The sequence below is a fragment of the Haemophilus sp. CCUG 60358 genome (assembly GCF_001679485.1).
GTDB lineage: Bacteria > Pseudomonadota > Gammaproteobacteria > Enterobacterales > Pasteurellaceae > Haemophilus_D.
This window is the reverse complement of record NZ_LZOZ01000020.1, coordinates 15,681-38,040: the sequence shown is the minus strand read 5'-3', so window position 1 is coordinate 38,040 and position 22,360 is coordinate 15,681. Positions and strand designations below refer to the sequence as shown.

Annotated in this window: 17 protein-coding genes and 1 other RNA gene; 11 read left to right on the top strand and 7 right to left on the bottom strand. The window is 38.5% G+C overall.

All coding sequences use genetic code 11. The features are described 5' to 3' along the window. Positions 1 to 66: 66 nt before the first annotated feature. Positions 67 to 443, bottom strand: an RNA gene (gene rnpB, locus A9500_RS10270) — RNase P RNA component class A. 124 nt (positions 444 to 567) lie between these two features. Here rnpB and A9500_RS10265 point away from each other — a divergent pair. Together A9500_RS10265 and A9500_RS10260 are read left to right on the top strand one after the other, a co-directional pair. Further along, a complete protein-coding gene (locus tag A9500_RS10265) occupies positions 568 to 1,503 on the top strand; it encodes a KpsF/GutQ family sugar isomerase (protein ID WP_065244867.1) in 936 nt (311 codons plus the stop codon). After that, the gene (locus A9500_RS10260) at positions 1,503 to 2,048 is read left to right on the top strand and encodes an HAD family hydrolase (RefSeq protein WP_065244866.1); all 546 of its coding nucleotides are present in this window, start codon (positions 1,503 to 1,505) and stop codon (positions 2,046 to 2,048) included. Before A9500_RS10265 ends, A9500_RS10260 begins: the two co-directional genes overlap by 1 nt. Positions 2,049 to 2,128: 80 nt before the next feature. Here the strand turns inward: A9500_RS10260 and A9500_RS10255 are convergent, their stop codons facing one another. Together A9500_RS10255 and A9500_RS10250 are read right to left on the bottom strand one after the other, a co-directional pair. After that, positions 2,129 to 4,786, bottom strand: coding sequence for a PqiB family protein (locus tag A9500_RS10255; protein ID WP_065244865.1), 2,658 nt, complete (start codon positions 4,784 to 4,786; stop codon positions 2,129 to 2,131). Continuing rightward, complete coding sequence (locus A9500_RS10250; RefSeq protein WP_065244864.1) at positions 4,770 to 6,023, bottom strand: PqiA/YebS family transporter subunit; 1,254 nt, start codon at positions 6,021 to 6,023, stop codon at positions 4,770 to 4,772. The genes A9500_RS10255 and A9500_RS10250 overlap by 17 nt, the downstream gene beginning before the upstream one ends. 170 nt (positions 6,024 to 6,193) lie before the next feature. Between A9500_RS10250 and proQ the strand changes: the two genes are divergently transcribed. The 5 genes from proQ to A9500_RS10225 all read left to right on the top strand — a co-directional run bounded on the left by proQ (position 6,194) and on the right by A9500_RS10225 (position 11,818). Then, positions 6,194 to 6,841: an RNA chaperone ProQ gene (gene proQ / locus A9500_RS10245; protein ID WP_065244863.1), complete on the top strand. Its 648-nt coding sequence runs from the start codon at positions 6,194 to 6,196 to the stop codon at positions 6,839 to 6,841. Positions 6,842 to 6,869: 28 nt separating this feature from the next. Next, a complete protein-coding gene (prc, locus tag A9500_RS10240; protein WP_065244862.1) occupies positions 6,870 to 8,939 on the top strand; it encodes a carboxy terminal-processing peptidase in 2,070 nt (689 codons plus the stop codon). A 78-nt stretch (positions 8,940 to 9,017) separates the two neighbouring features. Further along, positions 9,018 to 10,487, top strand: coding sequence for a L,D-transpeptidase family protein (locus A9500_RS10235; RefSeq protein ID WP_065244861.1), 1,470 nt, complete (start codon positions 9,018 to 9,020; stop codon positions 10,485 to 10,487). Between the two features lie 76 nt (positions 10,488 to 10,563). Next, positions 10,564 to 11,124 (top strand): YcbK family protein, encoded by a 561-nt coding sequence (locus A9500_RS10230; RefSeq protein WP_054419961.1) that lies wholly within the window; start codon positions 10,564 to 10,566, stop codon positions 11,122 to 11,124. A 64-nt stretch (positions 11,125 to 11,188) separates the two neighbouring features. Beyond that, a complete protein-coding gene (locus A9500_RS10225; protein WP_065244860.1) occupies positions 11,189 to 11,818 on the top strand; it encodes an MBL fold metallo-hydrolase in 630 nt (209 codons plus the stop codon). Between the two features lie 165 nt (positions 11,819 to 11,983). On the opposite strand, the gene pepT is transcribed toward A9500_RS10225, so the two are convergent. Beyond that, complete coding sequence (gene pepT / locus A9500_RS10220; RefSeq protein ID WP_065244859.1) at positions 11,984 to 13,216, bottom strand: peptidase T; 1,233 nt, start codon at positions 13,214 to 13,216, stop codon at positions 11,984 to 11,986. 277 nt (positions 13,217 to 13,493) lie between these two features. Between pepT and potA the strand changes: the two genes are divergently transcribed. The 4 genes from potA (at position 13,494) to A9500_RS10200 (ending at position 17,440) form a co-directional block, all read left to right on the top strand. Beyond that, the gene (gene potA, locus A9500_RS10215; protein ID WP_014065180.1) at positions 13,494 to 14,609 is read left to right on the top strand and encodes a spermidine/putrescine ABC transporter ATP-binding protein PotA; all 1,116 of its coding nucleotides are present in this window, start codon (positions 13,494 to 13,496) and stop codon (positions 14,607 to 14,609) included. Beyond that, positions 14,593 to 15,453, top strand: coding sequence for a spermidine/putrescine ABC transporter permease PotB (potB, locus tag A9500_RS10210; RefSeq protein WP_014065179.1), 861 nt, complete (start codon positions 14,593 to 14,595; stop codon positions 15,451 to 15,453). Before potA ends, potB begins: the two co-directional genes overlap by 17 nt. Beyond that, complete coding sequence (gene potC / locus A9500_RS10205) at positions 15,453 to 16,223, top strand: spermidine/putrescine ABC transporter permease PotC (protein WP_005695832.1); 771 nt, start codon at positions 15,453 to 15,455, stop codon at positions 16,221 to 16,223. Before potB ends, potC begins: the two co-directional genes overlap by 1 nt. Before the next feature lie 134 nt (positions 16,224 to 16,357). Beyond that, a complete protein-coding gene (locus tag A9500_RS10200; RefSeq protein ID WP_049367435.1) occupies positions 16,358 to 17,440 on the top strand; it encodes an extracellular solute-binding protein in 1,083 nt (360 codons plus the stop codon). A 73-nt stretch (positions 17,441 to 17,513) separates the two neighbouring features. Here the strand turns inward: A9500_RS10200 and A9500_RS10195 are convergent, their stop codons facing one another. Genes A9500_RS10195 through A9500_RS10185 form a run of 3 tightly spaced genes read right to left on the bottom strand, consistent with a single transcriptional unit; the run spans position 17,514 to position 22,360 of the window. Continuing rightward, positions 17,514 to 18,854: a replication-associated recombination protein A gene (locus A9500_RS10195; RefSeq protein ID WP_065244858.1), complete on the bottom strand. Its 1,341-nt coding sequence runs from the start codon at positions 18,852 to 18,854 to the stop codon at positions 17,514 to 17,516. A gap of 53 nt (positions 18,855 to 18,907) precedes the next feature. Beyond that, positions 18,908 to 19,534 (bottom strand): outer membrane lipoprotein chaperone LolA, encoded by a 627-nt coding sequence (lolA, locus tag A9500_RS10190; RefSeq protein ID WP_049362704.1) that lies wholly within the window; start codon positions 19,532 to 19,534, stop codon positions 18,908 to 18,910. A gap of 36 nt (positions 19,535 to 19,570) precedes the next feature. Beyond that, a complete protein-coding gene (locus A9500_RS10185) occupies positions 19,571 to 22,360 on the bottom strand; it encodes a DNA translocase FtsK (protein ID WP_065244857.1) in 2,790 nt (929 codons plus the stop codon).

The following is a 22,360-nucleotide window of genomic DNA, read 5'->3' as shown; positions in this document are numbered from 1 at the left end:
GCACTTTTATTCATTCTATCCCGAGTAGGATAAAGAAAAAACAAAAGTGCGGTCATTCTTATGAATTTGTTGAGTTGGTCGATAAGCCGAGTTCTGTCGTGGACAATCATTCCTCTAGGCGACAAATTACTCTGCCGCTCAAGCAACCTACCCGAACTCTGGACGGGCCATCCATTGAGTTCCTATTTGGTCTTGCTACGAGTGGAGTTTACCTTGCTGCACGTTGTTACCAACGGCACGGTGTGCTCTTACCACACCCTTTCACCCTTACCGTTTTCACGGCGGTCTGCTCTCTGTTGCACTGGTCGTCGGCTCACGCCGCCCGGACGTTATCCGGCACTCTGCCCTTTGTAGCTCGGACTTTCCTCTCGTTTACTTGTCCCACTAGGTCGTGCGAACACGGTTAAGGGCTTCAATAAACCAGCGATTGTCTAACCAACTCGCGGCGTAGTATAGGGGGAATTCAAAGAGCGGTCAAATTTTCATTCTTATTTTTAATAACTTCCGTTAGAATAGCCCTGCAAAACACGGTTATTTTCAACCGCACTTTTATCATAAGGATTTCCTATGAATTATTTACAAATCGCACGAGAAACCCTTTCCGTTGAAAGCCAAGCGCTCGCACAACTAAGCCAACGCTTGGATGATGAGTTTTCTCAAGTTGTCGATCTTATCCTTGCTTGCGAAGGTCGTTTGGTCATTGGTGGCATTGGTAAATCGGGGCTAATTGGCAAAAAAATGGTGGCGACTTTTGCTTCTACAGGAACACCAAGTTTCTTCCTTCACCCTACAGAAGCCTTTCATGGCGATTTAGGTATGTTAAAACCCATCGACATTGTGATGCTGATTTCTTATAGCGGTGAAACCGATGATGTAAATAAACTCATTCCAAGTTTGAAAAACTTTGGTAATAAAATTATTGCCCTAACCAGCAATAAAAACTCAACACTTGCTCGCCATGCGGATTATGTTTTGGATATCACTGTCGAACGCGAAGTCTGTCCAAATAACCTCGCCCCAACCACTTCTGCGTTAGTGACTTTAGCATTAGGTGATGCCCTTGCCGTTTCATTGATTACTGCTCGCCATTTCCAACCAGCTGATTTTGCGAAATTCCATCCGGGTGGAAGTCTTGGTCGTCGTTTGTTATGCAAAGTAAAAGATCAAATGCAAACTCGCCTGCCAATTACGACACCAGAGACCAGCTTCACTGATTGCTTAACTATTATGAATGAAGGTCGTATGGGTGTGGCATTAGTCATGGAAAACCAACAACTTAAAGGCATTATTACCGATGGTGATGTGCGCCGAGCATTAACGGCTAACGGTGCTGACACGCTTAATAAGACCGCGAAAGAATTGATGACCTCGTCACCAAAAACTATTCATGAAAATGAATTCTTAGCGAAAGCGGAAGACTTGATGAAAGAGAAGAAAATTCACTCTCTTGTTGTGGTCAATGATGAAAATAATGTTGTGGGCTTAGTGGAGTTCTCAAGCTAATGATTAACGAAAAATTAAAGAAAATTAAATTGGTCATTACCGATGTCGATGGCGTATTAACTGACGGACTACTCCATTATGATGCAAATGGCGAAGCGATTAAAAGTTTCCATGTGCGCGATGGACTTGGTGTCAAAATGTTGATAGATGCAGGTATTCAAGTAGCCGTATTATCGGGCAGAGATTCGGCGATTCTGCGTAAGCGAATTAGTGATCTCGGAATTAAATTGTTCTTTTTAGGTAAGCTTGAAAAAGAAAGTGCTTGTTTGGATCTCATGAAACAAGCTGGTGTTACTGCTGAACAAACTGCCTATATTGGTGATGACAGCGTCGATCTTCCCGCTTTTGCCACCTGTGGCCTTTCTTTTGCTGTAGCAGATTCTGCACCTTATGTGCAAAATGCTGTGGATTATGTGCTTTCACTTGGCGGCGGAAAAGGTGCATTCCGTGAAATGTCGGATATGATTTTACATGCTCAGGGCAAAGATGAAGTCTATACTTCAGCCAAAGGCTTTTTAAAATCAGTCAAAAATATGGGACAATAACACCTATAACACTATTCAAAATACCTAAAAAAATAACCGCACTTTGATGATTCAAAAGTGCGGTTATTTCTTTTTATGTTTTATTGATTTGCCGGTAATGCACCTGAATTCCAAGTCGGTGCTTCAGCTGGTTTCTTCACTTGTAGCATAAAGCGCTGATTTACCGTCGCTTGTGGTTGAACAATCGTACCCGATGGGGTCGAGAATGAAATACCGCCTTTCAACAATTGTTGTACACTACCGGTATTAAATTCAGCCCCTTTCCAACCAAGGTTGAAATCATAACCCGATGAAACCCAGAACTCTGAATTTTTACGTACCAAATGTTGATACTTCGGTGTAATCGCAATATGTACCAACACACGATCGCCTAAAGAATTCAATTCAAACTTACGAACGGTTCCCACTTCAACACCGCGATAAAGCACTGGTGAGCCTTCCGTTAAATTCATCGCATCACTGGTTTCCAAAATAAATGGCACGCCATTGCTGTATTTATTTCGAGGTTGTGCAGTTTGTGCTAAATTAAACTGTGTTTTTGATGGACCTTTGCCTAACTCAATATCAATGTAAGGCTGTAAAAGGCTATCTAAGTTTTCAATTCCACCCGCTGAGATTTGTGGGGAAATCACTTTAAATACAGTACCCTCTTTTGCAATCATCCCCATATAACTTGGGTTAATTAATGCTTTTGCTGTGATACGATTTGTTTTTTGATCAAGGGCAATCTGCTCAACTTCCCCAACATTCATACCTAGATAACGCAAGCTCATTCCTTTACTTAAAGCCGTTGCATCATCTGTGAGTAACGTAATCACTTGTCCTGCTGATTTGGCTCGCAGTTCACTTGGATAAAGCGTTTTATTTTTGCCTGAACCCGTATTATCAAAGCTAATCGCGCCTTTTAATGAACGAGCAACTGGTGATGCCTGGATACTAATGCCTTTCGGCGTAATATCAATTTGTGCTGCACTTTCTACCCAGAATACACTTTTATCTGTAAGAAGATTTTGATAAGCCGGATAAATATACACATCAATATCAAAGTTATTGGCTTTCGGTCTTACGTTAATAATTTTACCCACTTCAAACTGACGATAAAGCACCACAGAACCTTTGCTAATACTTGGCAAATTAGTGGAATGTAGCACAATACTTGGATTCACTAAGTTACCCGTAATACCCGTTTCTGCACTACTGATATCTTTATAAAGTGGATAGCTTGAATGTGGGGCGCCACTTCCTTTTTTAGGTAATACTCTCACCCCACCTTGTAGCCATTTTGATGGTGTTGCTGATTCAAAACGTAATCCGTCTATACCAAAACTTACATCAAAATTAGAGGCAGCCACAAATTGAGTGTTCTCATGAATAAGATTGCGATATTCCGCCGCAATTGCCGCTTCAAATTTCACACCATCAACATTTAAGTGCTGCTTCACAATTTGACCAATAGCAATATTGTTATAAAACACCGATTGCCCTTCAGTAATACCATAAGTTTCTGGTGCGGTTAAGGTTAAAATCAAAGTATTCGGTGCTTTGAGCAATAACTCATGTTCTCGAATCACATCAAATTGTGTTTTGCTTTCTCCACTACCTGGAATAATTTCAAAATAATCTCCGCGGAAGAATTTTTTCGGATTAGCCACATCACCCAAATCTAACTTACGATTTTTTAACACAATACGTGTATTCGTTTTTAAGAGGTTAGCTTGGTTTGGATCGATTAATAATGTGCCTTTTAAAATTTCTTCATTATTTTCGTCCGCACTTAAAGATGAAAGAAGACCCACTTGCTCATCACCATAATAAACCGAGGTTTGCCCAGCATCTAAACCCGCAGTCACTGGAATAGTCACCTCAACTTCAATACCTCGTTTAGCTGCTTGCAAGTTAGAATAAAGCGTATAGTGGCTATTAGTCACAGCTTGTGGGCTATCTGGCGGTGAATCAAATGATACCGCACCTTGCACCACTGAATTTAAACTATCAATCTCTACATTCACACCTGATGCATTAATGTTAGCGTTAATACCACTGATATTCCAGAAGCGTGAATCTTTCTTCACAAAACGAGTAAAGGCTTTATCAATCACCACATCAATTTCAACTTTATTCTCTTTATTGAAGCGGTAATCATAAATTTTCCCGACCGGCATTTTTTTGAAGTAAACAGAAGCCCCAATTGAAATCGAACCTAAATCATCCGAAATTAAATGAATTAATAAATCGCCAGGATTTACTTGTGCAATAGGCCCTTGTTCTTCCGCAATAAATTCATCTTCTGAATCACCATCACCTGGTTGAAGCGTAATGTAATTTCCTGAAACTAAAGAGTCTAAACCTGAAATCCCCGCGAGCGATACGCTCGGTTGCACAAGCCAAAATTTAGTATTTTCCTTTAACACATCGGTGGCTTCAGAATGAATACTTGCCTCAACTTTCACTTTTTGCATATTGTCAGTAAAGTTAACCTTCTTCACAACACCAATTTGCAAACCTTGATAGCGAATCGGTGTTTTATCTGCAACCAACCCTGCACCATTAGAAAACGTGATCGTAATCATCTTTCCTTGTTCTTGCACAATTTGGAAAAATAAAATCGCACCAATACATAATGCAATAAAAGGTAACAACCAAAACGGTGAGATGCGTTTATTCTTACGTAATAACGCTTCTACATTGTTATATTGCTCATCAATAGATTGAGATTCTGGTTTATTGTTTTCTGTCATAAATTTTCCAAATTAATCGACTATCAAACTGAGAAGTTGAAATCATAGTTAAAAACACTGCTGCACCGAAATAAAATGCGGCAGGGCCTACAGTAAAATTAATAATCTGTCCGCGTGTCACTAGAGACATCATCAAAGCTAACACAAAAAGATCCAGCATTGACCAACGTCCTACAAAGTGAACGATATGTAATAGCCGCATTTGCCATTTAATTGAATGTCGCCATTTAAAATGCACGCTTGCCAGTAAATACAACATAATGAGGACTTTGCTTACTGGCACAAAAATACTGGCGAAGAATACCACGAAAGCAACAAAATAGCTGCCCATGCTTATAAATGACATCACGCCCGACATCAAGGTATCTTGTGACAAATTTCCTGTTAAATAAACACCGGATATTGGGAGCAAGTTTGCCGGGAAAAGCATGATAATACCCGCCACTAATGTCGCCCAAACACGTTGTAATTTCACACTATCAGGTGTTTCAATAAGGGATGCACAACGTGGGCAAATTGCACGATGACGGTAATCGTATTCTTGATCTTCTTTTAAAAAAGTGTAATCACAGGCAGTACAAAGTTCTAACGGTTTATCGCTTTTGGTAACCGGTTTCTGATCGGGATAAAAATCATGCCACAAGTCATCTAAATTAATTTTAATGAATAATAACGTGGTTAAAAGTGCAGTAAAAACAAAAGCAATTAAATACACATCTACTTCTAATGTGGCATATTCACGCACTTTAAACATGGTGACACCCAGTGCAACTAAATAGACGTCAAACATGACCCAAGGCTTAATATATCCCACAAATAATAAGACATTACGAGGCTTAATTTTGAGTAATTTAGAAAGCTGCAACATAATGACTAAAATCGCAAAAGATACAGGCATTAAAACAGCACAGATAAAAATCATAAATGCAGTATAGGAATATCCCTCCACTGCCATTTTCCAAATTCCTTTCCAAACAGAAGCATCAATTTTAGTACCCAGTAAATCTAAGCTCAATAAAGGATAGCCTAAAGCAAATGGCATTAAAATTAAGATAGAAAGGGCGATTAATGAACAACGTTTAAGTGACCAACGACTTCCTGATTGCAATTTATGATGGCAACGCGGACATTGCGCGTATTCCCCTTCTTGCGGACGACAAACAGACACCGTTGCATCGCATCCTATGCAACGCACTAGTCTATAAGTGGCATGAGTAAAATCAGGTGTTTTTGTCATTATGTTTTCAGAAATTATAAAAGTGGACTATTTTAGCCTGAATTAAGGGAATTTGTGAAGTTATTCATTAGAATTAGAAACGGAATTATTCTGTCCAACCATTGTCAATCCTTATAAAAGTGCGGTAAACTGTGCAAGTTTTTATTTTTTTATCCTAGGAAAACTCAGAAATGACAGATTCTCAAGTTGAAGCCCAAGTTGAAAATAATGCTGAAGGCGTTCAAAAATTAACTGATACAAAAGCGATCATTGCATATCTTATAGAAAAATTTCCACTTTGCTTTATTGCAGAAGGTGAAGCTAAACCATTAAAAATTGGTCTTTTCCAAGATCTTGCTGAAGCATTAAAAGATGATGAACGTGTCAGCAAAACTCAATTGCGTCAGGCTTTACGTCAATACACCTCCAACTGGCGCTATTTACACGGCTGCCGCGAAGGTGCTGAGCGTGTGGATTTATACGGTAACCCTGCTGGTGTATTAGACGCAGAACATGTTTCTCATGCGACTCAACAATTAGCAGATGCAAAAGCTAAATTTGCAGAAAAACGCAAAGCAGAATTAGCAGCCAAAAAAGCACAACAAAAACGACCTGCTCGTAAACCAAATTCAAATCAAGCAACTCGCAAACCAAAAGCCCCGCAAGTAAAACTAAGTGCGGTTGATTTCACAACACTTTCTGCAGGTAGCAAAGTGAAAGTGAAAGTAGCAGAACAAGCGAAAAATGCGACCGTATTAAATGTGGAAAAAGATGGCGCACGCGTAGAACTTGAGAATGGTTTAGTGATGACTGTCACCGCAGATCGTTTATTTGCCTAATAATTTATTTCTTATCGGGAAAGGTTAAATGAAATTACATACAACCAAAAGTCTTATTGCGACAGCAATTTTAGGTGCGTTATTTCTTCATTCGTCTGACACATTTGCCGTGCAGCCGAAATTAAAGCAAAGCGATATTACGATTCCTTCCGCAACTGACGCAAACCAGTTAGCAACAAAGCGTGCAACGACACGTTTAACACAATCACATTATCGTAAATTCCAGCTTGATGACGCCTTTTCCGAAAAGATTTTTGATCGTTATATTAAAAGCTTAGATTACAGCCATAACACCTTTTTAAAATCAGATATTGATGATTTACGTGCTAAATATGGTTCTAAATTAGATGATCAACTTAATGAGGGCGATCTTTCAGCTGCATTTGCGATTTACGATCTGATGATGAAACGTCGCTATGAACGTTATGCTTATGCATTATCTTTATTAGATCAAGAACCTGATTTAAAAGGTAATGATCAAATTGAGATCGACCGTGAAAAAGCACCTTTTCCTACAAGCGAAGAAGAAGTAAACAAGCTTTGGGAACAACGTGTTAAAAATGATGTAATCAGCCTGAAATTAAAAGATAAAAAATGGCCTGAAATTAAAGAAAAACTGACTAAACGCTACAATTTAGCCATTCGTCGATTAACTCAAACCAAAGCGGATGACATTGTTCAGATTTATATTAATGCCTTTGCTCGAGAAATCGATCCGCATACAAGCTATCTTGCTCCGCGTACTGCAAAAAGCTTTAATGAAAGCATGAACCTTTCTTTAGAAGGGATTGGTGCAACATTACAATCTGAAGATGACGAAACTAGCATCAAGTCTTTAGTACCAGGTGCGCCGGCTGAACGCAGTAAAAAATTACAAGCGGGCGATAAAATCATTGGTGTCGGCCAAGAAAAAGGCGAAATCGAAGATATTATCGGCTGGCGTTTAGAAGATATCGTTGACAAAATCAAAGGTAAAAAAGGAACAAAAGTTCGTCTTGAAATTGAACCTGCAAAAGGTGGAAAAAGCCGTATTGTCACTTTAGTTCGCGATAAAGTACGTATTGAAGACCAAGCAGCAAAACTCACTGTTTCTAAAGTAGAGGGTGAAACAGTTGGTGTCATTAAAATCCCAAGTTTCTATATTGGCTTAACTGATGATGTGAAAAAATTATTAGTAGATGCTGAGAAGAAAAAAATTGGCGCTTTAATTGTGGATCTTCGTGAAAATGGCGGTGGTGCTTTAACAGAAGCCGTTGCGTTGAGTGGTTTATTCATTACTGATGGTCCGGTGGTTCAAGTTCGTGATGCTTATCAACGTATTCGTGTACACGAAGATGATGATAATGCTCAACAATATAAAGGTCCATTATTGGTGATGATTAATCGTTTCAGTGCGTCTGCTTCTGAAATTTTTGCTGCAGCAATGCAAGATTACAACCGTGGTATCATCATTGGGCAAAATACCTTTGGTAAAGGTACGGTACAACAAAGTCGTTCATTAAACTTTGTTTATGATTTAGACCAAACACCACTTGGTGTGTTGCAATACACTATCCAAAAATTCTATCGAATTAATGGTGGTTCAACCCAATTAAAAGGTGTAGCAGCAGATATTAATTTCCCTGAAATTATTGATGCCAAAGAAATTGGTGAAGAAAAAGAAGATAACGCCTTACCTTGGGATAAAATTCCGCCGGCAACTTATTCTGAAACCAATAAAGCGCGTAAAGATGTTGAACCATTAAATGAAAAACATCTTGAGCGTATTGCAAAAGATCCTGAGTTTATTGCGTTAAATGAAGATCTTAAAATCCGTGATGAACGTCGTGAGCGCAAATTCTTGTCATTGAATTTCCAAGAACGCAAAGCGGAAAATGACAAAGATGATGCAAGACGTTTAAAAGATCTCAATGATCGTTTTAAACGTGAAGGTAAAAAAGCATTAAAAGATATTGATGATTTACCGAAAGACTATGAAGCGCCAGATTTCTTCTTAAAAGAAGCGGAAAAAATGGCAGCTGATTTAGTGAAACTCAATGCTAATCAACAAAAAGTGGATGCTGAAATAAAACAAGAAGCGGCAAAAGCAACAAAATAACGATTATTTTGACCGCACTTTAGCAGATAAAAAAACTGAAGTGCGGTTATTTTTATGAATATTTTTAAAGGTACAGTAATGTTAAAAGGAACAATGAAATTAAGCACATTAGTCTTATCATTATCAATGATGACATCAGGTTGTGCGTTAGCAGACTGGGCAAAAACAGTTGGGCAACCTCAACAAGCCGAAAATAAAGGCGTGGACATGTCTAACTTGAGTCCTGAAGAGCGTGCAAAACTTGAAGCGGAAATCAAAGAAGACCAAGCTCGCCTAGCAGCTGAAAAGCAAACCATGCTAGAGATGTCATTAACTCATGAAATTGGCGAACAAAATCTGCAGTTCAAACCAATTTTGGCAAAATTATATGCCGATAATAAATATGACTTAATGTGGAAAGACAAGGCTGCGGAAAAACAATTCCTACGCGAATATGCGGCCATGGTAGCGTCTGGTATTTCTAAACGTTCGGCGCAATCATTAATCAATTTACATAACGCTGAAAAGACTGGCGGCCTTACCTACGATGTGTTGTTAAGTGATGCTTTCCTTGATTACTTGTATTACAGCAAGAACGTAAATCAACAAGCACAACGTTGGTTATATGCAACGAATGCTTACAAACCAGAATTACCAAATCAAGAAATTATTGACCAATGGCAAAGTGCGGTTAAAAACAATGCTGTTTCTGACTTTGTGAATGGATTATCCAATCATAATCGTTTATACCGTGAAACTGTACAATCACTCCCGTCAATGATTTCATCTTCAGGTATTTCTGCGATGGGTAAAAAACTTGCCCTTAATGCACAACGTTTACGCGTTATTCCTGATTTTGAAAATGGAATCTTTGTTAATATTCCAAGCTATCAATTGAAATATTATCGTGATGGCAAAGCAATTTTAGAATCTCGCGTTATTGTAGGGAAAAATGAACGTCGTACACCGGTGATGTACAGTCGTTTGAGCAATGTAGTTGTTAATCCACCTTGGAATGCTCCAACACGTTTAATCAATGAAGATATTTTACCGAAATTAAAACGTGACCCTGGCTATGCGGCTGTACACAACTACTCTATTTTGGATAGCACAGGTAATACTATCGATCCTTACTCAATTAATTGGAGTAGCATTGGTGATAAATTCCCGTACCGTATCCGTCAAGCAGCGGGAGATAGTGCATTAGGTAACTATAAATTTAATATGCCAAGCTCTGATGCGATTTATCTTCACGATACACCAAATCATAGCTTATTTAGCAAAAAAGATCGTGCATTAAGCTCTGGTTGTGTGCGTGTAGAGAAATCAGATCAACTTGCCTCTATCTTGTTAAAAGAAGCGGGCTGGTCAGAAGATAAAAAACGTAATGCTTTAGCGAGTAAAAAAACTGTATCGGCTAACATTCGTACAAATGACCCTGTATTCTTATATTATGTAACTGCATGGGTAGAAAACGGTCAAACACAAGTTTTACCAGACATTTATAAATACGATGATGCAGCAAGCTTTAGCGACATTGATTGGGCGGTTGTAAAAAAATATCTTTAAAAATGGTTTACACTAGGGAACTTTTTAATACAAAAATTGTCTAGTGTGAAAGATAGGTAATAAAAGAGACTATAAAATGGGTAATATTGACAAAAATCGTCGCAAATGGCTTTCGTTAGGTGGCATTGTTTTAGGCGCAAGCATGATGCCAACTTCGGTATTAGCCATGGTCTCTACACCCAAACCTCGCATTCTCAGCTTTTATAATGTCAACACCAATGAACGATTAAGTGGTGAATTCTCTGCAACAACAGGGTTTAGTCGTTCACTACTTGGTAAACTTGATTACTTTATGAGAGATCGCCGTACAGACCAAGTGCGTCGTATGGATCCCAATCTCTTCATGAAGTTTTATCATTTACAAAGTGATTTGGGCTTACGTACTGCACAAATTGATGTGATTTGTGGCTATCGTAGTGCGGCAACAAATGCTATGCGTCATCGCCAAAGCCGAGGTGTAGCAAGCAATAGCTATCATATTAAAGGCCAAGCTATCGATTTTAGAATCCCTGGTGTGTCTTTAGCAAGATTACGCCAAGCTGCTGAAAATCTAGAGAACGGTGGTGTGGGATATTATCCTTACAGTAATTTTATTCACGTTGATACCGGCCCTGTAAGAACATGGCGTGGTGCATAAAAAACAGTTTAATTTTAGACCGCACTTTAGTGCGGTTTTTTGTTATAAATAATAAGGAAAAAAGATGAATATTGAAATTATTCCAGTTACAGCCTTTCAACAAAATTGTTCACTTATTTGGGATGATGAAAAAAATGCGGCGATTATCGACCCTGGTGGTAATGCTGAAAAGCTTATTCAACGTATTGAGGAATTAGAATTAAGCCTAAAAACAGTCTTATTAACACATGGCCATCTTGATCATGTGGGTGCCGCTGAAGCAATTCGTGATCATTTTAACATTGAAATCTGGGGCTCACAGGAAGAAGATCGCTTTCTGTTTGAAAGTCTACCACAACAATCTCAACAATTTGGTTTACCTTATATTTCCGCATTTACGCCGGATCGCTGGTTTAATCAAGAAGGCGAAAAAATTCAAATTGGTACATTTACCTTTGAAATTCTTCATCTTCCCGGTCATACACCTGGTCACATTGGCTTTATTGAACATGAAAAAAATATCGCCTTTACTGGCGATGTGCTTTTCCAAAACAGCATTGGGCGTACAGACTTCCCTCGTGGGGATTTTGATACATTGATCTCATCAATCAAGAATAAATTATTTACATTAAATGATGATATGGTTGTTATTGCAGGACATGGTCCTTACACAACTATTGGACAAGAAAAACGAAGCAACCCGTTTTTGAAGTAAAGATCTGAATTTTTGGTAAAAAAAAGCTCCTAATTTCTTAGGAGCACCAAAAAGGAATTTATGAATAAAATCTCTAAAGTTTAGCTTTATCAAAGGAATCTCGATAAAACGCTAGCGATTATATTGACATATTCTGGCAAATGCAAGCTTTTTCTTTACACAGATTTACAATTCTTTACAGTTTGCTATTTTTATAATCACTTCGACTGCTTTTTCCATCCCTTCGAGAGTAACTAATTCATGCTTGCTATGGAAATTATAGCCGCCAGTAAAGATATTTGGGCAAGCTAATCCTTTTTCCGCTAAAAATGCCCCATCCGTTCCACCGCGTATTGGTTTATGATTTGGTGTAATACCACAAGCTTTCATTGCAGCATCAGCTAACTTAATCGCCTGTGGGACATTTCTGACTGTGTCATACATATTTTTGTAACTGTCTTCAATAACACATACTACGGGATCTTTTAGGCTTTTCTCTCTATTAAATTTTTCTACGAGTTGATAAATAAACGCTTTACGTTGTTCAAAATTAGCTTGGTCAAAATCTCGAATGAGATAATGTAGCTCAACTTTCTCAATATCCCCTTTAAAATCATCTAAATGGAAAAAACCCTCTTTACCCGATGTTTTTTCAGGGACATCATCTTTTGGAAAACCTTGTTGAAACTCACAAGCTAACGTAAGCGCATTCACTAATTTGTTTTTAGCATAACCAGGATGAATGCTCCGACCTTTAAAGGTAATTTTTGCCGTCGCGGCATTAAAGTTCTCATACTCTAACTCACCCACTTCTCCACCATCTATGGTATATGCCCAATCACAAGGAAAATCCTCCAATGGGAAATAATGCATTCCTAAGCCAATTTCTTCATCAGGCGTAAATGCAACCCGAATATTGCAATGTGATATATTTTCCCGTTGCAAGACAGAAAGTGCGGTCATAATTTCTGCGATTCCGGCCTTATTATCTGCACCAAGTAAAGTGGTTCCATCTGTTACAATCAAGGTTTTGCCAATAAGCTGATGTAAAAATGGATAATACACAGGACTAATAAACTCATCCCCTAAACCTAATGCAATATCTCCTCCCCGATAATTTTCAATCACTTCAGGTTGAACATTTTTACCGCTGCATTGTGGTGAGGTATCAAGGTGGGAAATAAAACCAATAGTGTGTGTGAAATCAGGATGATTTGAGGGTAAATAAGCCGTGACAACGGCATGCTTAGTCACATTGACAGCTTGTAAACCAAGTTCAATCAATTCTTTCTGTAAGTGCAAAGCTAACTTCATTTGCCCTGCTGAACTTGGCGAATGTTTTGCAGACGATTTAGATTGCGTATCAAATGCGACATAAGTTAAAAATCGCTGTAATAATTCATTATAATGTTCTTCCATTTTAAAATTCTCCTTTATATCAGCGTTAGTCTAATCCCAAAATTCGTTACAGTTCTTGATATATAACAAGAAAGTGGAGAGTTATAAAATTTTCTGAAAAAAGTGCGGTCAGTATTTCAATAAAATTTTTCCTAAAAACGTGATTAAATCCTTTTCATCATTAACAATTCGCTATATCATAGCGTTTCAATTTTATGTCGCCCCTGCATCATTTTTGCAGGTTCATTTCTACTCAGTACCGATTAAATTGGTGAAATTAGGGAGAAAACCAAAGCTAGTGGAAAATCTGGTTCAAAAGCCTATTATTGAGCTTCGTTCAATCAAAAAATCCTATGGTTCTAACACAATTATTAATGATTTTAATCTAACCATTAATAACGGTGAATTCGTCACAATTCTTGGCCCATCCGGCTGTGGTAAAACTACAGTATTGCGTTTATTAGCGGGTTTAGAAGAGTTAGATGAAGGTCATATTATTTTGGACGGTGAAGATATTACTAATGTTCCGGCAGAAAAACGCCACATTAACACCGTATTCCAAAGTTATGCGTTATTCCCGCATATGACTATTTTTGATAACGTGGCTTTTGGTTTGCGTATGCAAAAAGTGGCAGAAAGTGAAATTAAACCTCGCGTTCTGGATGCATTGCGTATGGTGCAATTAGAGGAAATGGCCGACCGTAAACCAGCTCAACTTTCTGGTGGTCAGCAACAACGTATCGCGATTGCTCGTGCTGTTGTGAATAAGCCAAAAGTGTTGCTACTTGATGAATCTTTATCTGCGCTGGATTATAAGTTACGTAAACAAATGCAAAATGAACTTAAACAATTACAGCGTCAACTTGGTATTACCTTTATTTTCGTTACCCATGATCAAGAAGAAGCGATCACCATGTCTGACCGTATCGTCTTATTACGTAAAGGTAAAATTGCACAAGATGGTTCACCACGTGAAATCTATGAAGATCCAGCTAACCTATTCGTCGCTCGCTTCATTGGTGAAATCAACGTATTTGATGCAACTGTCATTGAGCGTAAATCTGATGATGAGCTACTTGCTAACGTAGAAGGTCGTGTATGTGATATTCACACCAGTATCTCTGCTGAAAAAGGTCAAAAATTGCAAGTATTATTACGCCCAGAAGATATTGTGATTGAGGAGCTTGACGAAAATGAACACTCAAATGCAATTATTGGCCGTATTGTGGATCGTACCTATAAAGGGATGACACTTGAGTCTACAGTAGAATTTGATCACAACGGTAAACGCGTATTAGTGAGTGAATTCTTTAACGAAGATGACCCGCATATGGATCACAGTGTTGGTCAACGTGTAGGTATTACATGGCACGAAGGTTGGGAGGTTGTACTCAACGATGAAGATAATCAATAATAAATTCCAGAAAATTACTGTTGCAATTATCTTCAGTTGGTTAATCTTCTTTGTGCTAATTCCAAACTTATTGGTTTTAACCGTAAGTTTTTTAACCCGAGATGGTAGCGACTTTTATGCTTTGCCATTTACTTTAGATAACTACACGAACCTGTTTAATCCACTTTATGCGCAGGTAGTGTGGAACTCATTGTATATGTCTGGCATCGCGACGATTATTTGCTTACTCATTGGCTATCCATTTGCCTTTATGATCAGCAAAATTAATCCAAAATATCGTCCATTTTTGTTGTTCCTCGTGGTATTACCATTCTGGACAAACTCACTTATTCGTATCTATGGGATGAAAGTATTCCTTGGTGTGAAAGGTGTGTTAAATACCATGTTAATGGATATGGGCATTTTAAGTGAGCCTATTCGTATTTTAAATACCGAAGTAGCTGTAATCATTGGTTTAGTTTATCTCCTTTTACCATTTATGATTCTACCGCTCTACTCTGCTATTGAAAAATTAGACGGACGTTTATTAGAAGCGGCAAGAGACTTAGGTGCTAATGCTGTTCAACGTTTTTTCCGCGTTATTTTGCCACTAACCATGCCAGGTATTGTTGCAGGTTGTTTATTAGTATTACTACCAGCAATGGGGATGTTCTATGTAGCAGACTTACTTGGTGGTGCGAAAGTATTATTAGTTGGTAACGTGATTAAGAGTGAATTCTTAATTTCCCGTAACTGGCCATTCGGTTCGGCAATCAGCATCGGTTTAACCATTTTAATGGCATTGTTGATTTTCGTTTACTATCGTGCAAATAAATTGTTGAATAAGAAAGTGGAGTTAGAATAATGAGTCGTTTACTGCGTAATATTTTTATGTTTGTGGTATACGCTTATTTGTATATCCCAATTATTATTTTGGTGACTAACTCCTTCAACGAAGACCGTTATGGTTTAAGTTGGAAAGGTTTTAGTTGGAACTGGTATGAGCGTTTATTTAATAACGATACCTTAATCCAAGCTGCGTTCCACTCTGTCACTATTGCTTTCTTTGCCGCAACGTTAGCGACTATTGTGGGTGGTTTAACTGCTATCGCGCTTTACCGCTATCGTTTCCGCGGTAAACAAGCCGTAAGCGGTATGTTATTTATCGTCATGATGTCTCCAGATATCGTAATGGCGGTTTCTCTACTTGCCTTATTCATGGTTGTAGGGATTTCGTTAGGTTTCTGGTCATTACTATTGGCGCACGTAACATTCTGTCTACCTTATGTTACCGTGACAATTTTCTCTCGCTTAAATGGCTTTGATGCAAGAATGCTTGAAGCAGCAAAAGATTTAGGTGCTAGCGAAGTCACTATTTTACGTAAAATTATCCTACCACTTGCTTTACCCGCGGTAGTATCAGGTTGGTTATTAAGCTTTACTATTTCATTAGATGATGTTGTTGTATCCTCTTTCGTAAGTGGTGTAAGCTATGAGATCCTACCATTGCGTATCTTCTCACTTGTAAAAACAGGGGTAACACCGGAAGTAAATGCGTTAGCAACGATTATGATCGTGCTTTCATTAGGATTAGTAATTTTAAGTCAATTAGTTACACGCAAAAATAATCATTAAACATTGATATAAAAAGGTTTCACAAATCTTTTAAGATCAAATAAAATACGCCTTGACGCACAATCAAGGCGTTTTTTTATACCTGCATTAATGCAGGTGGTTTTTTACCCCTCTTTTACGGAGAACAAACAAAAATGAAAAAATTTGCAGGTTTGCTTACTGCCGGTTTAGTTGCCGCTACATTAACTGCTTGTAACGACAAAGAAGCCAAGTCTGATGCAACAAAAGCACAGGCTCCAGCAAATAATACTGTGTACTTATATACTTGGACTGAATACGTACCAGATGGTCTTTTAGATGACTTCACAAAAGAAACTGGTATCAAAGTTATTGTAGCAAGTCTTGAATCTAATGAGACGATGTATGCCAAAATGAAAACCCAAGGTGATGCAGGCGGTTATGATGTTATTGCACCATCTAACTACTTCGTATCTAAAATGGCACGCGAAGGAATGCTACAAGAATTAGATCACAGTAAATTACCTGTTATCAAAGAATTAGACCCTGATTGGCTCAACAAACCTTATGACAAAGGCAATAAATACTCACTTCCTCAGTTGTTAGGTGCGCCAGGTATTGCATTTAATACCAATACCTATAAAGGTTCTGACTTCACTTCTTGGGGCGATTTCTGGAAACCAGAATATGCAAACAAAATCCAATTATTGGATGATGCGCGTGAAGTATTCAATATTGCGTTATTAAAAATTGGTCAAGATCCAAACACCAAAGATCCTGCAATTATCAAGCAAGCTTATGAAGAGTTATTGAAATTACGTCCAAACGTACTTTCTTTCAATTCTGATAACCCTGCAAACTCATTCATCTCTGGTGAAGTAGAATTAGGTCAGTTATGGAATGGTTCTGTGCGTATCGCGAAAAAAGAACAAGCTCCATTAAATATGGTGTTCCCAAAAGAAGGTCCTGTTCTTTGGGTTGATACTTTAGCTATTCCTAAAACTTCTAAAAACCCAGATGGTGCACACAAGTTAATTAACTACTTGCTAGGTGCAAAAGCTGCGGAAAAATTGACTTTAGCGATCGGTTACCCTACAGCTAACCTTGAAGCGAAAAAAGTACTTCCAAAAGAAATCACTGAAGATCCATCAATTTATCCAACAGCTGAAATTCTTCAAAAAAGCCACTGGCAAGATGATGTAGGTGATGCGATTCAATATTACGAACAGTATTACCAAGAGTTAAAAGCAGCAAAATAATGCGTTTTTAAGTGATAACAAAAAGTGCGGCCAAACTTAGCCGCACTTTTTTATATTTACCATACTAGAAAAATTATTTATAGCGTTTTTTTGATGCGTTTTTATCTTGCTCTTGTAAACGCTCAAGCTTTTCTTTAATTTGAATTTCCATACCACGGTTAGTTGGGAAATAATATTGAGTATCTTTCAGTTCTGGTGGGAAGTAATTTTCTCCAGCGGCATAAGCATTAGGTTCATCATGTGCATAACGATATTCAGCGCCATAGCCCAATTCTTTCATTAAAGCCGTTGGCGCATTACGTAAATGAGGCGGTACATCAAAATCAGGAAACTCTTTTGCATGTTGTTTTGCCGCATTAAATGCGTTGTAAACCGCATTACTCTTCGGTGCTACAGCCAAATAAATAATGGCTTGCGCAATAGCTCGCTCTCCTTCATAAGCGCCCACTCTCGTAAAACAATCCCAAGCCGCTAGTGCAACTTGCATTGCTCTTGGGTCAGCATTACCTACATCTTCTGAGGCTATCGCTAATAAACGTCGTGCTACATAAAGGGGATCTCCACCGGCTGTGATAATTCGTGCATACCAATAAAGTGCTGCATCTGCTGCTGAACCTCGAATTGATTTATGTAAAGCAGAAATCAAGTCATAAAAACGATCGCCTTGTTTATCAAAACGCGCTTGTCGTTCACCTAATACTTCTTTCAACAAAGTGCGGTCTAATTTCTTACCGTTTTCTGTGTCAGAAGCCATATCTACCATCAGTTCAAGACAATTTAAAGCCAGGCGAGCATCACCATTCACATATTCAGCTAAAACCTGTAGCAAATTCTCTTCTAAAACTAAACGCTCTTTACCTAATCCTCGCTCAGGATCAGAAATGGCTTGTTGCAGAACTTGTTCGATTTCAGCCACTGTCAATGACTTAAGTAGGTAGACTCTCGCACGAGAAAGTAATGCATTATTTAATTCAAAAGAAGGATTTTCCGTTGTGGCGCCAATAAAAATAATCGTCCCATCTTCAATATGGGGTAAAAACGCATCTTGTTGGCTTTTGTTAAAACGATGCACTTCATCCACAAATAAAATCGTTTGGCGATCTGCAAGTCGATTTTGTTTAGCGCGCTCAATCGATTCTCGAATCTCTTTCACGCCACTTGTCACCGCTGAAATTCGTTCAACTTCTGCATTGATACGATGTGCAATAATTTCCGCCAGCGTTGTTTTACCTGTACCTGGCGGTCCCCACAGAATCATAGAATGAACATGCCCTGCTTGAATTGCTTTACGAAGCGGCTTTCCTTCCCCAATTAAATGCGTCTGCCCATAATATTGTTCCAAATTTGTTGGACGCATACGAGCAGCTAAAGGGCGAAAGTCATTTTCAGCAAAATCAAAATTAAGATTAGACATATTCTTTCCTTAATAAGCAAAAGGTGTGAAGATTATCATTCACACCTTATGGATTATTTTTTACCTTTACGTTGATCATCCAATTCCACGCCTTTTGGTACGCTAAATTGGAATAAGCTATCAGCTAGTGTTTGATTTGTAATGTTACGCAACACATAAAGATTGGTTTGACCATCTTTTTCTGTGGTGCTGAAATTTTTTAACACACCATTTGTATCTACACGAATATCAAATTGTTTAATATTGCTATTTTTCGCCTTCGGTTTTAACACAAAGGTATCCGCATTCTGCGTCACTGAATACTGATTCCAGTGGCTTTTATCGTTACTGGTTAAAAGGACGAAAGGGGTATTATTTACCGCATCCTTCACCCATTGAGCCGTCACTTGTTGCACGAATGGATCGTAATACCAAAGGGTTTTACCATCTGCAATAATTTGTGTTTCTTGCGGTGATTTGGTATCCATACGGAAAAGATTTGGACGTTTAATTTGAAGTTTTCCACTTCCCTGTTGGACGTTTTTACCGCCAACAGAGGTCACGGTTTGAGAGAAATCAGCGCTCAATACTGTCACTTGATTTAAGCGATTTTGCAGCTCATCAGCAGCATCGGCAAAGGCAAAATTACTCGCACTTAATAGCGCAGTAAGTGCGGTCATTTTTAATAATGTTTTTTTCATTCTACTTTCCTTTTTATAAAGTGAAACTTAAGAGAATTAATATTCGGAACGTCGAGCTAAAATTTCTCGTTTTCCATTTTTCATTGGGCCTAAAATACCTTGTTCTTCGAGCTGATCCATAATTCGAGCAGCTCGGTTAAACCCAACACTAAATTTACGTTGAACATAAGAAGTCGAGGTATTGCCTGTGCTTAATACAAACTCAACGACTTCATCAAATAATGCATCAAGATCGCCACTGCTTGCCGTTGATTTTTCACCAGAATCTTCATCATCCGCGCCGTCTAAAATGCCATCAATATAATTTGGCTTACCTCGTGCACGCCAATCATCTGCTACACGCGCCACCTCATCATCACTCATAAAGGCACCATGTACACGAACAAGATCCGAAGAGCCTTGTCCTGAATATAACATATCACCACGGCCCAATAAGGCTTCTGCACCGCCCTGATCCAGAATCGTTCTAGAGTCAATTTTGCTTGCCACAGTAAAGGCAATACGGCTTGGAATATTAGCTTTAATTAATCCTGTAATTACATCTACTGAAGGGCGTTGTGTTGCTAAAATCAAGTGGATACCAATCGCACGAGCTTTTTGTGCTAAGCGAGCAATTAACTCTTCAATTTGTTTGCCTGCAACCATCATTAAGTCAGCAAACTCATCAACGATCACAACAATATAACTCAATTTTTCTAATGGAGGCGGCATCTTATCCATTGTATCACCAGGCTTCCAAATTGGATTTGGAATTGGCATATTGAGTTTTTCATATTCTTCAATTTTTTCGTTATACCCTTCAATGTTACGCACACGTAAGGCTGACAATAATTGATAACGACGTTCCATTTCATCTACGCACCAACGCAATGCATTCGCCGCTTTTTTCATATCCGTCACCACAGGAGTAAGCAAGTGTGGAATATCGTTATAAATAGAAAGTTCAACCACTTTCGGGTCAATCATAATAAATTTCACTTCATCCGGTGTCACACGGAAAAGCAAACTTAAAATCATGGTATTCACACCCACAGATTTACCCGAGCCTGTTGAACCCGCAACAAGCAAATGAGGCATTTTAGCCAAATCAACCACAACAGGTTTTCCGCTGATATCTTTACCCAAAGCCATTGAAAGCAATGATGTTGATGAACGGAATTCATTGCTATCGAGCACATCACGTAATGGTACCATTTGACGGTGCGCATTTGGCGTTTCAATACCAATATAAGGTTTGCCTGGAATCACTTCTGCTACACGAATCGCACGGAACATTAAGGCACGTGCTAAATCGGTATCTATACTTGTTACTTTAGATGCTTTTACACCCGGTTGTAATTCAAGTTCATAACGAGTCACCACTGGGCCTACTAACACATCTTGTACTGTTGCTTTGACATTAAAATTCTTTAATTGTTGTTCTATGCGTGCAGATGTGTCTAAAATTTCTTCACGCGTAATGTCTTGAGCCTGCGTTGGACGATGCTCAAGTAAATCCAAACTTGGTAATGGTGTTGTTGGTTTTTCACGTTTATTCGTTGGTTGTTGGAATGCTGGGTGAATAAGCGTATCAGAATACGGCTTATAGGTTGTTTCAGTTGCATTCTCAATATGGATTTCACGCGCTTTAACTGGTGAAGCTGTCGGCTCATTCAAGATCACTTTTAATGCATCTTCAGCATTTGAGGCTTTTGCTCGCACTTCCATTTCTTGCATACGATCTTGCTCTTGCGCAGCAAACTGACGCGCTAATTCATCTTCTAAACCATCATTGTCTGATTCTAAAGGTTCATCATAAGTTGGATAAAGTGCGGTCGTATTTTCAGGTGTTTTAAGTGACACTTTTGGTATGACATTTTCTTCAAAAATATCATCTGAATCATCTGCACTTTGATGATTCACTGGTGAATTTTTCCATGTTGCTGAAAAATCTTCTTTTGTTGGTAATTCAACGGAAGAAGAGGCAGAAATAGACACATTCGGTAAATTGTCAGATTCAACGGTGAAGCCTTTAAACTTATCTTCTAATTTTTCAACATCTGCAGGCTCTGAAGCACTCGGTGAGGATAACCCACTAATATTAATGAGTTGCTCAGGCTTAACAAAGGTATTTGCAGAACCCTCCTCTTTTTCATCTTCTGTAGATTCAGTTTCCAATTGAGAATCAGAGAAAGCAAGTTGTTGAGGTGCCTCAATCACAATTTGTTCAAGATCATCTACAGAAGTATGTTCTGCATGCTCCTCTTCTGCCGGCTGATTTTTCATTGTCAGCCAATGATAGAATTTTACAATTAAACGAATTAATGATGCACCGGAACAGAAAATAAAGCCTACAACTGCACAGATAAAGCCCACTAAAATACAGCCAAACTTACCGAGTGTAGGATATAAATTCACCACTAAGCTGCCACCAAACACCCCACCAGCTAAATAATAGTTCGTATTTGAAAGCAACAATGTTGCCATCATGGTTAAACCAACGATGAGAGCAATAAAGCCAAAGGAACGTAATGCAATACGGGTTACAGAGAGAGAATGCACCGCTTTGGTTTTCAGTAAATAAATCGGTACGATGAAAATGACAAACGGAATGAGATGACCTACATAGCCGAGAAAAACAAAAAACGCATCAATTAACCAAGCGCCAAAAGCACCGGCTTTATTGATGGTTTCAGTTTGAAAACTTGCTGTAGACCAAGAGTTATCTAATGGCGTATAGCTTGACCATGCCACGATTAAATATAAACCTAAAAGCGCGGTCAATCCGAGTAATAATTCTGCTAAATATTGTTTCGGTGTAAATCGTTTTGTAATTCGTTTAATCAT

Bases quoted from the DNA above. Each gene is read 5' to 3' on its own strand.
- A9500_RS10265 (WP_065244867.1), top strand. From the start codon at position 568: ATGAATTATTTACAAATCGCACGAGAAACCCTTTCCGTTGAAAGCCAA.
- A9500_RS10260 (WP_065244866.1), top strand. From the start codon at position 1,503: ATGATTAACGAAAAATTAAAGAAAATTAAATTGGTCATTACCGATGTC.
- A9500_RS10255 (WP_065244865.1), bottom strand. From the start codon at position 4,786: ATGACAGAAAACAATAAACCAGAATCTCAATCTATTGATGAGCAATAT.
- A9500_RS10250 (WP_065244864.1), bottom strand. From the start codon at position 6,023: ATGACAAAAACACCTGATTTTACTCATGCCACTTATAGACTAGTGCGT.
- proQ (WP_065244863.1), top strand. From the start codon at position 6,194: ATGACAGATTCTCAAGTTGAAGCCCAAGTTGAAAATAATGCTGAAGGC.
- prc (WP_065244862.1), top strand. From the start codon at position 6,870: ATGAAATTACATACAACCAAAAGTCTTATTGCGACAGCAATTTTAGGT.
- A9500_RS10235 (WP_065244861.1), top strand. From the start codon at position 9,018: ATGTTAAAAGGAACAATGAAATTAAGCACATTAGTCTTATCATTATCA.
- A9500_RS10230 (WP_054419961.1), top strand. From the start codon at position 10,564: ATGGGTAATATTGACAAAAATCGTCGCAAATGGCTTTCGTTAGGTGGC.
- A9500_RS10225 (WP_065244860.1), top strand. From the start codon at position 11,189: ATGAATATTGAAATTATTCCAGTTACAGCCTTTCAACAAAATTGTTCA.
- pepT (WP_065244859.1), bottom strand. From the start codon at position 13,216: ATGGAAGAACATTATAATGAATTATTACAGCGATTTTTAACTTATGTC.
- potB (WP_014065179.1), top strand. From the start codon at position 14,593: ATGAAGATAATCAATAATAAATTCCAGAAAATTACTGTTGCAATTATC.
- potC (WP_005695832.1), top strand. From the start codon at position 15,453: ATGAGTCGTTTACTGCGTAATATTTTTATGTTTGTGGTATACGCTTAT.
- A9500_RS10200 (WP_049367435.1), top strand. From the start codon at position 16,358: ATGAAAAAATTTGCAGGTTTGCTTACTGCCGGTTTAGTTGCCGCTACA.
- A9500_RS10195 (WP_065244858.1), bottom strand. From the start codon at position 18,854: ATGTCTAATCTTAATTTTGATTTTGCTGAAAATGACTTTCGCCCTTTA.
- lolA (WP_049362704.1), bottom strand. From the start codon at position 19,534: ATGAAAAAAACATTATTAAAAATGACCGCACTTACTGCGCTATTAAGT.
- A9500_RS10185 (WP_065244857.1), bottom strand. From the start codon at position 22,360: ATGATTAAACGAATTACAAAACGATTTACACCGAAACAATATTTAGCA.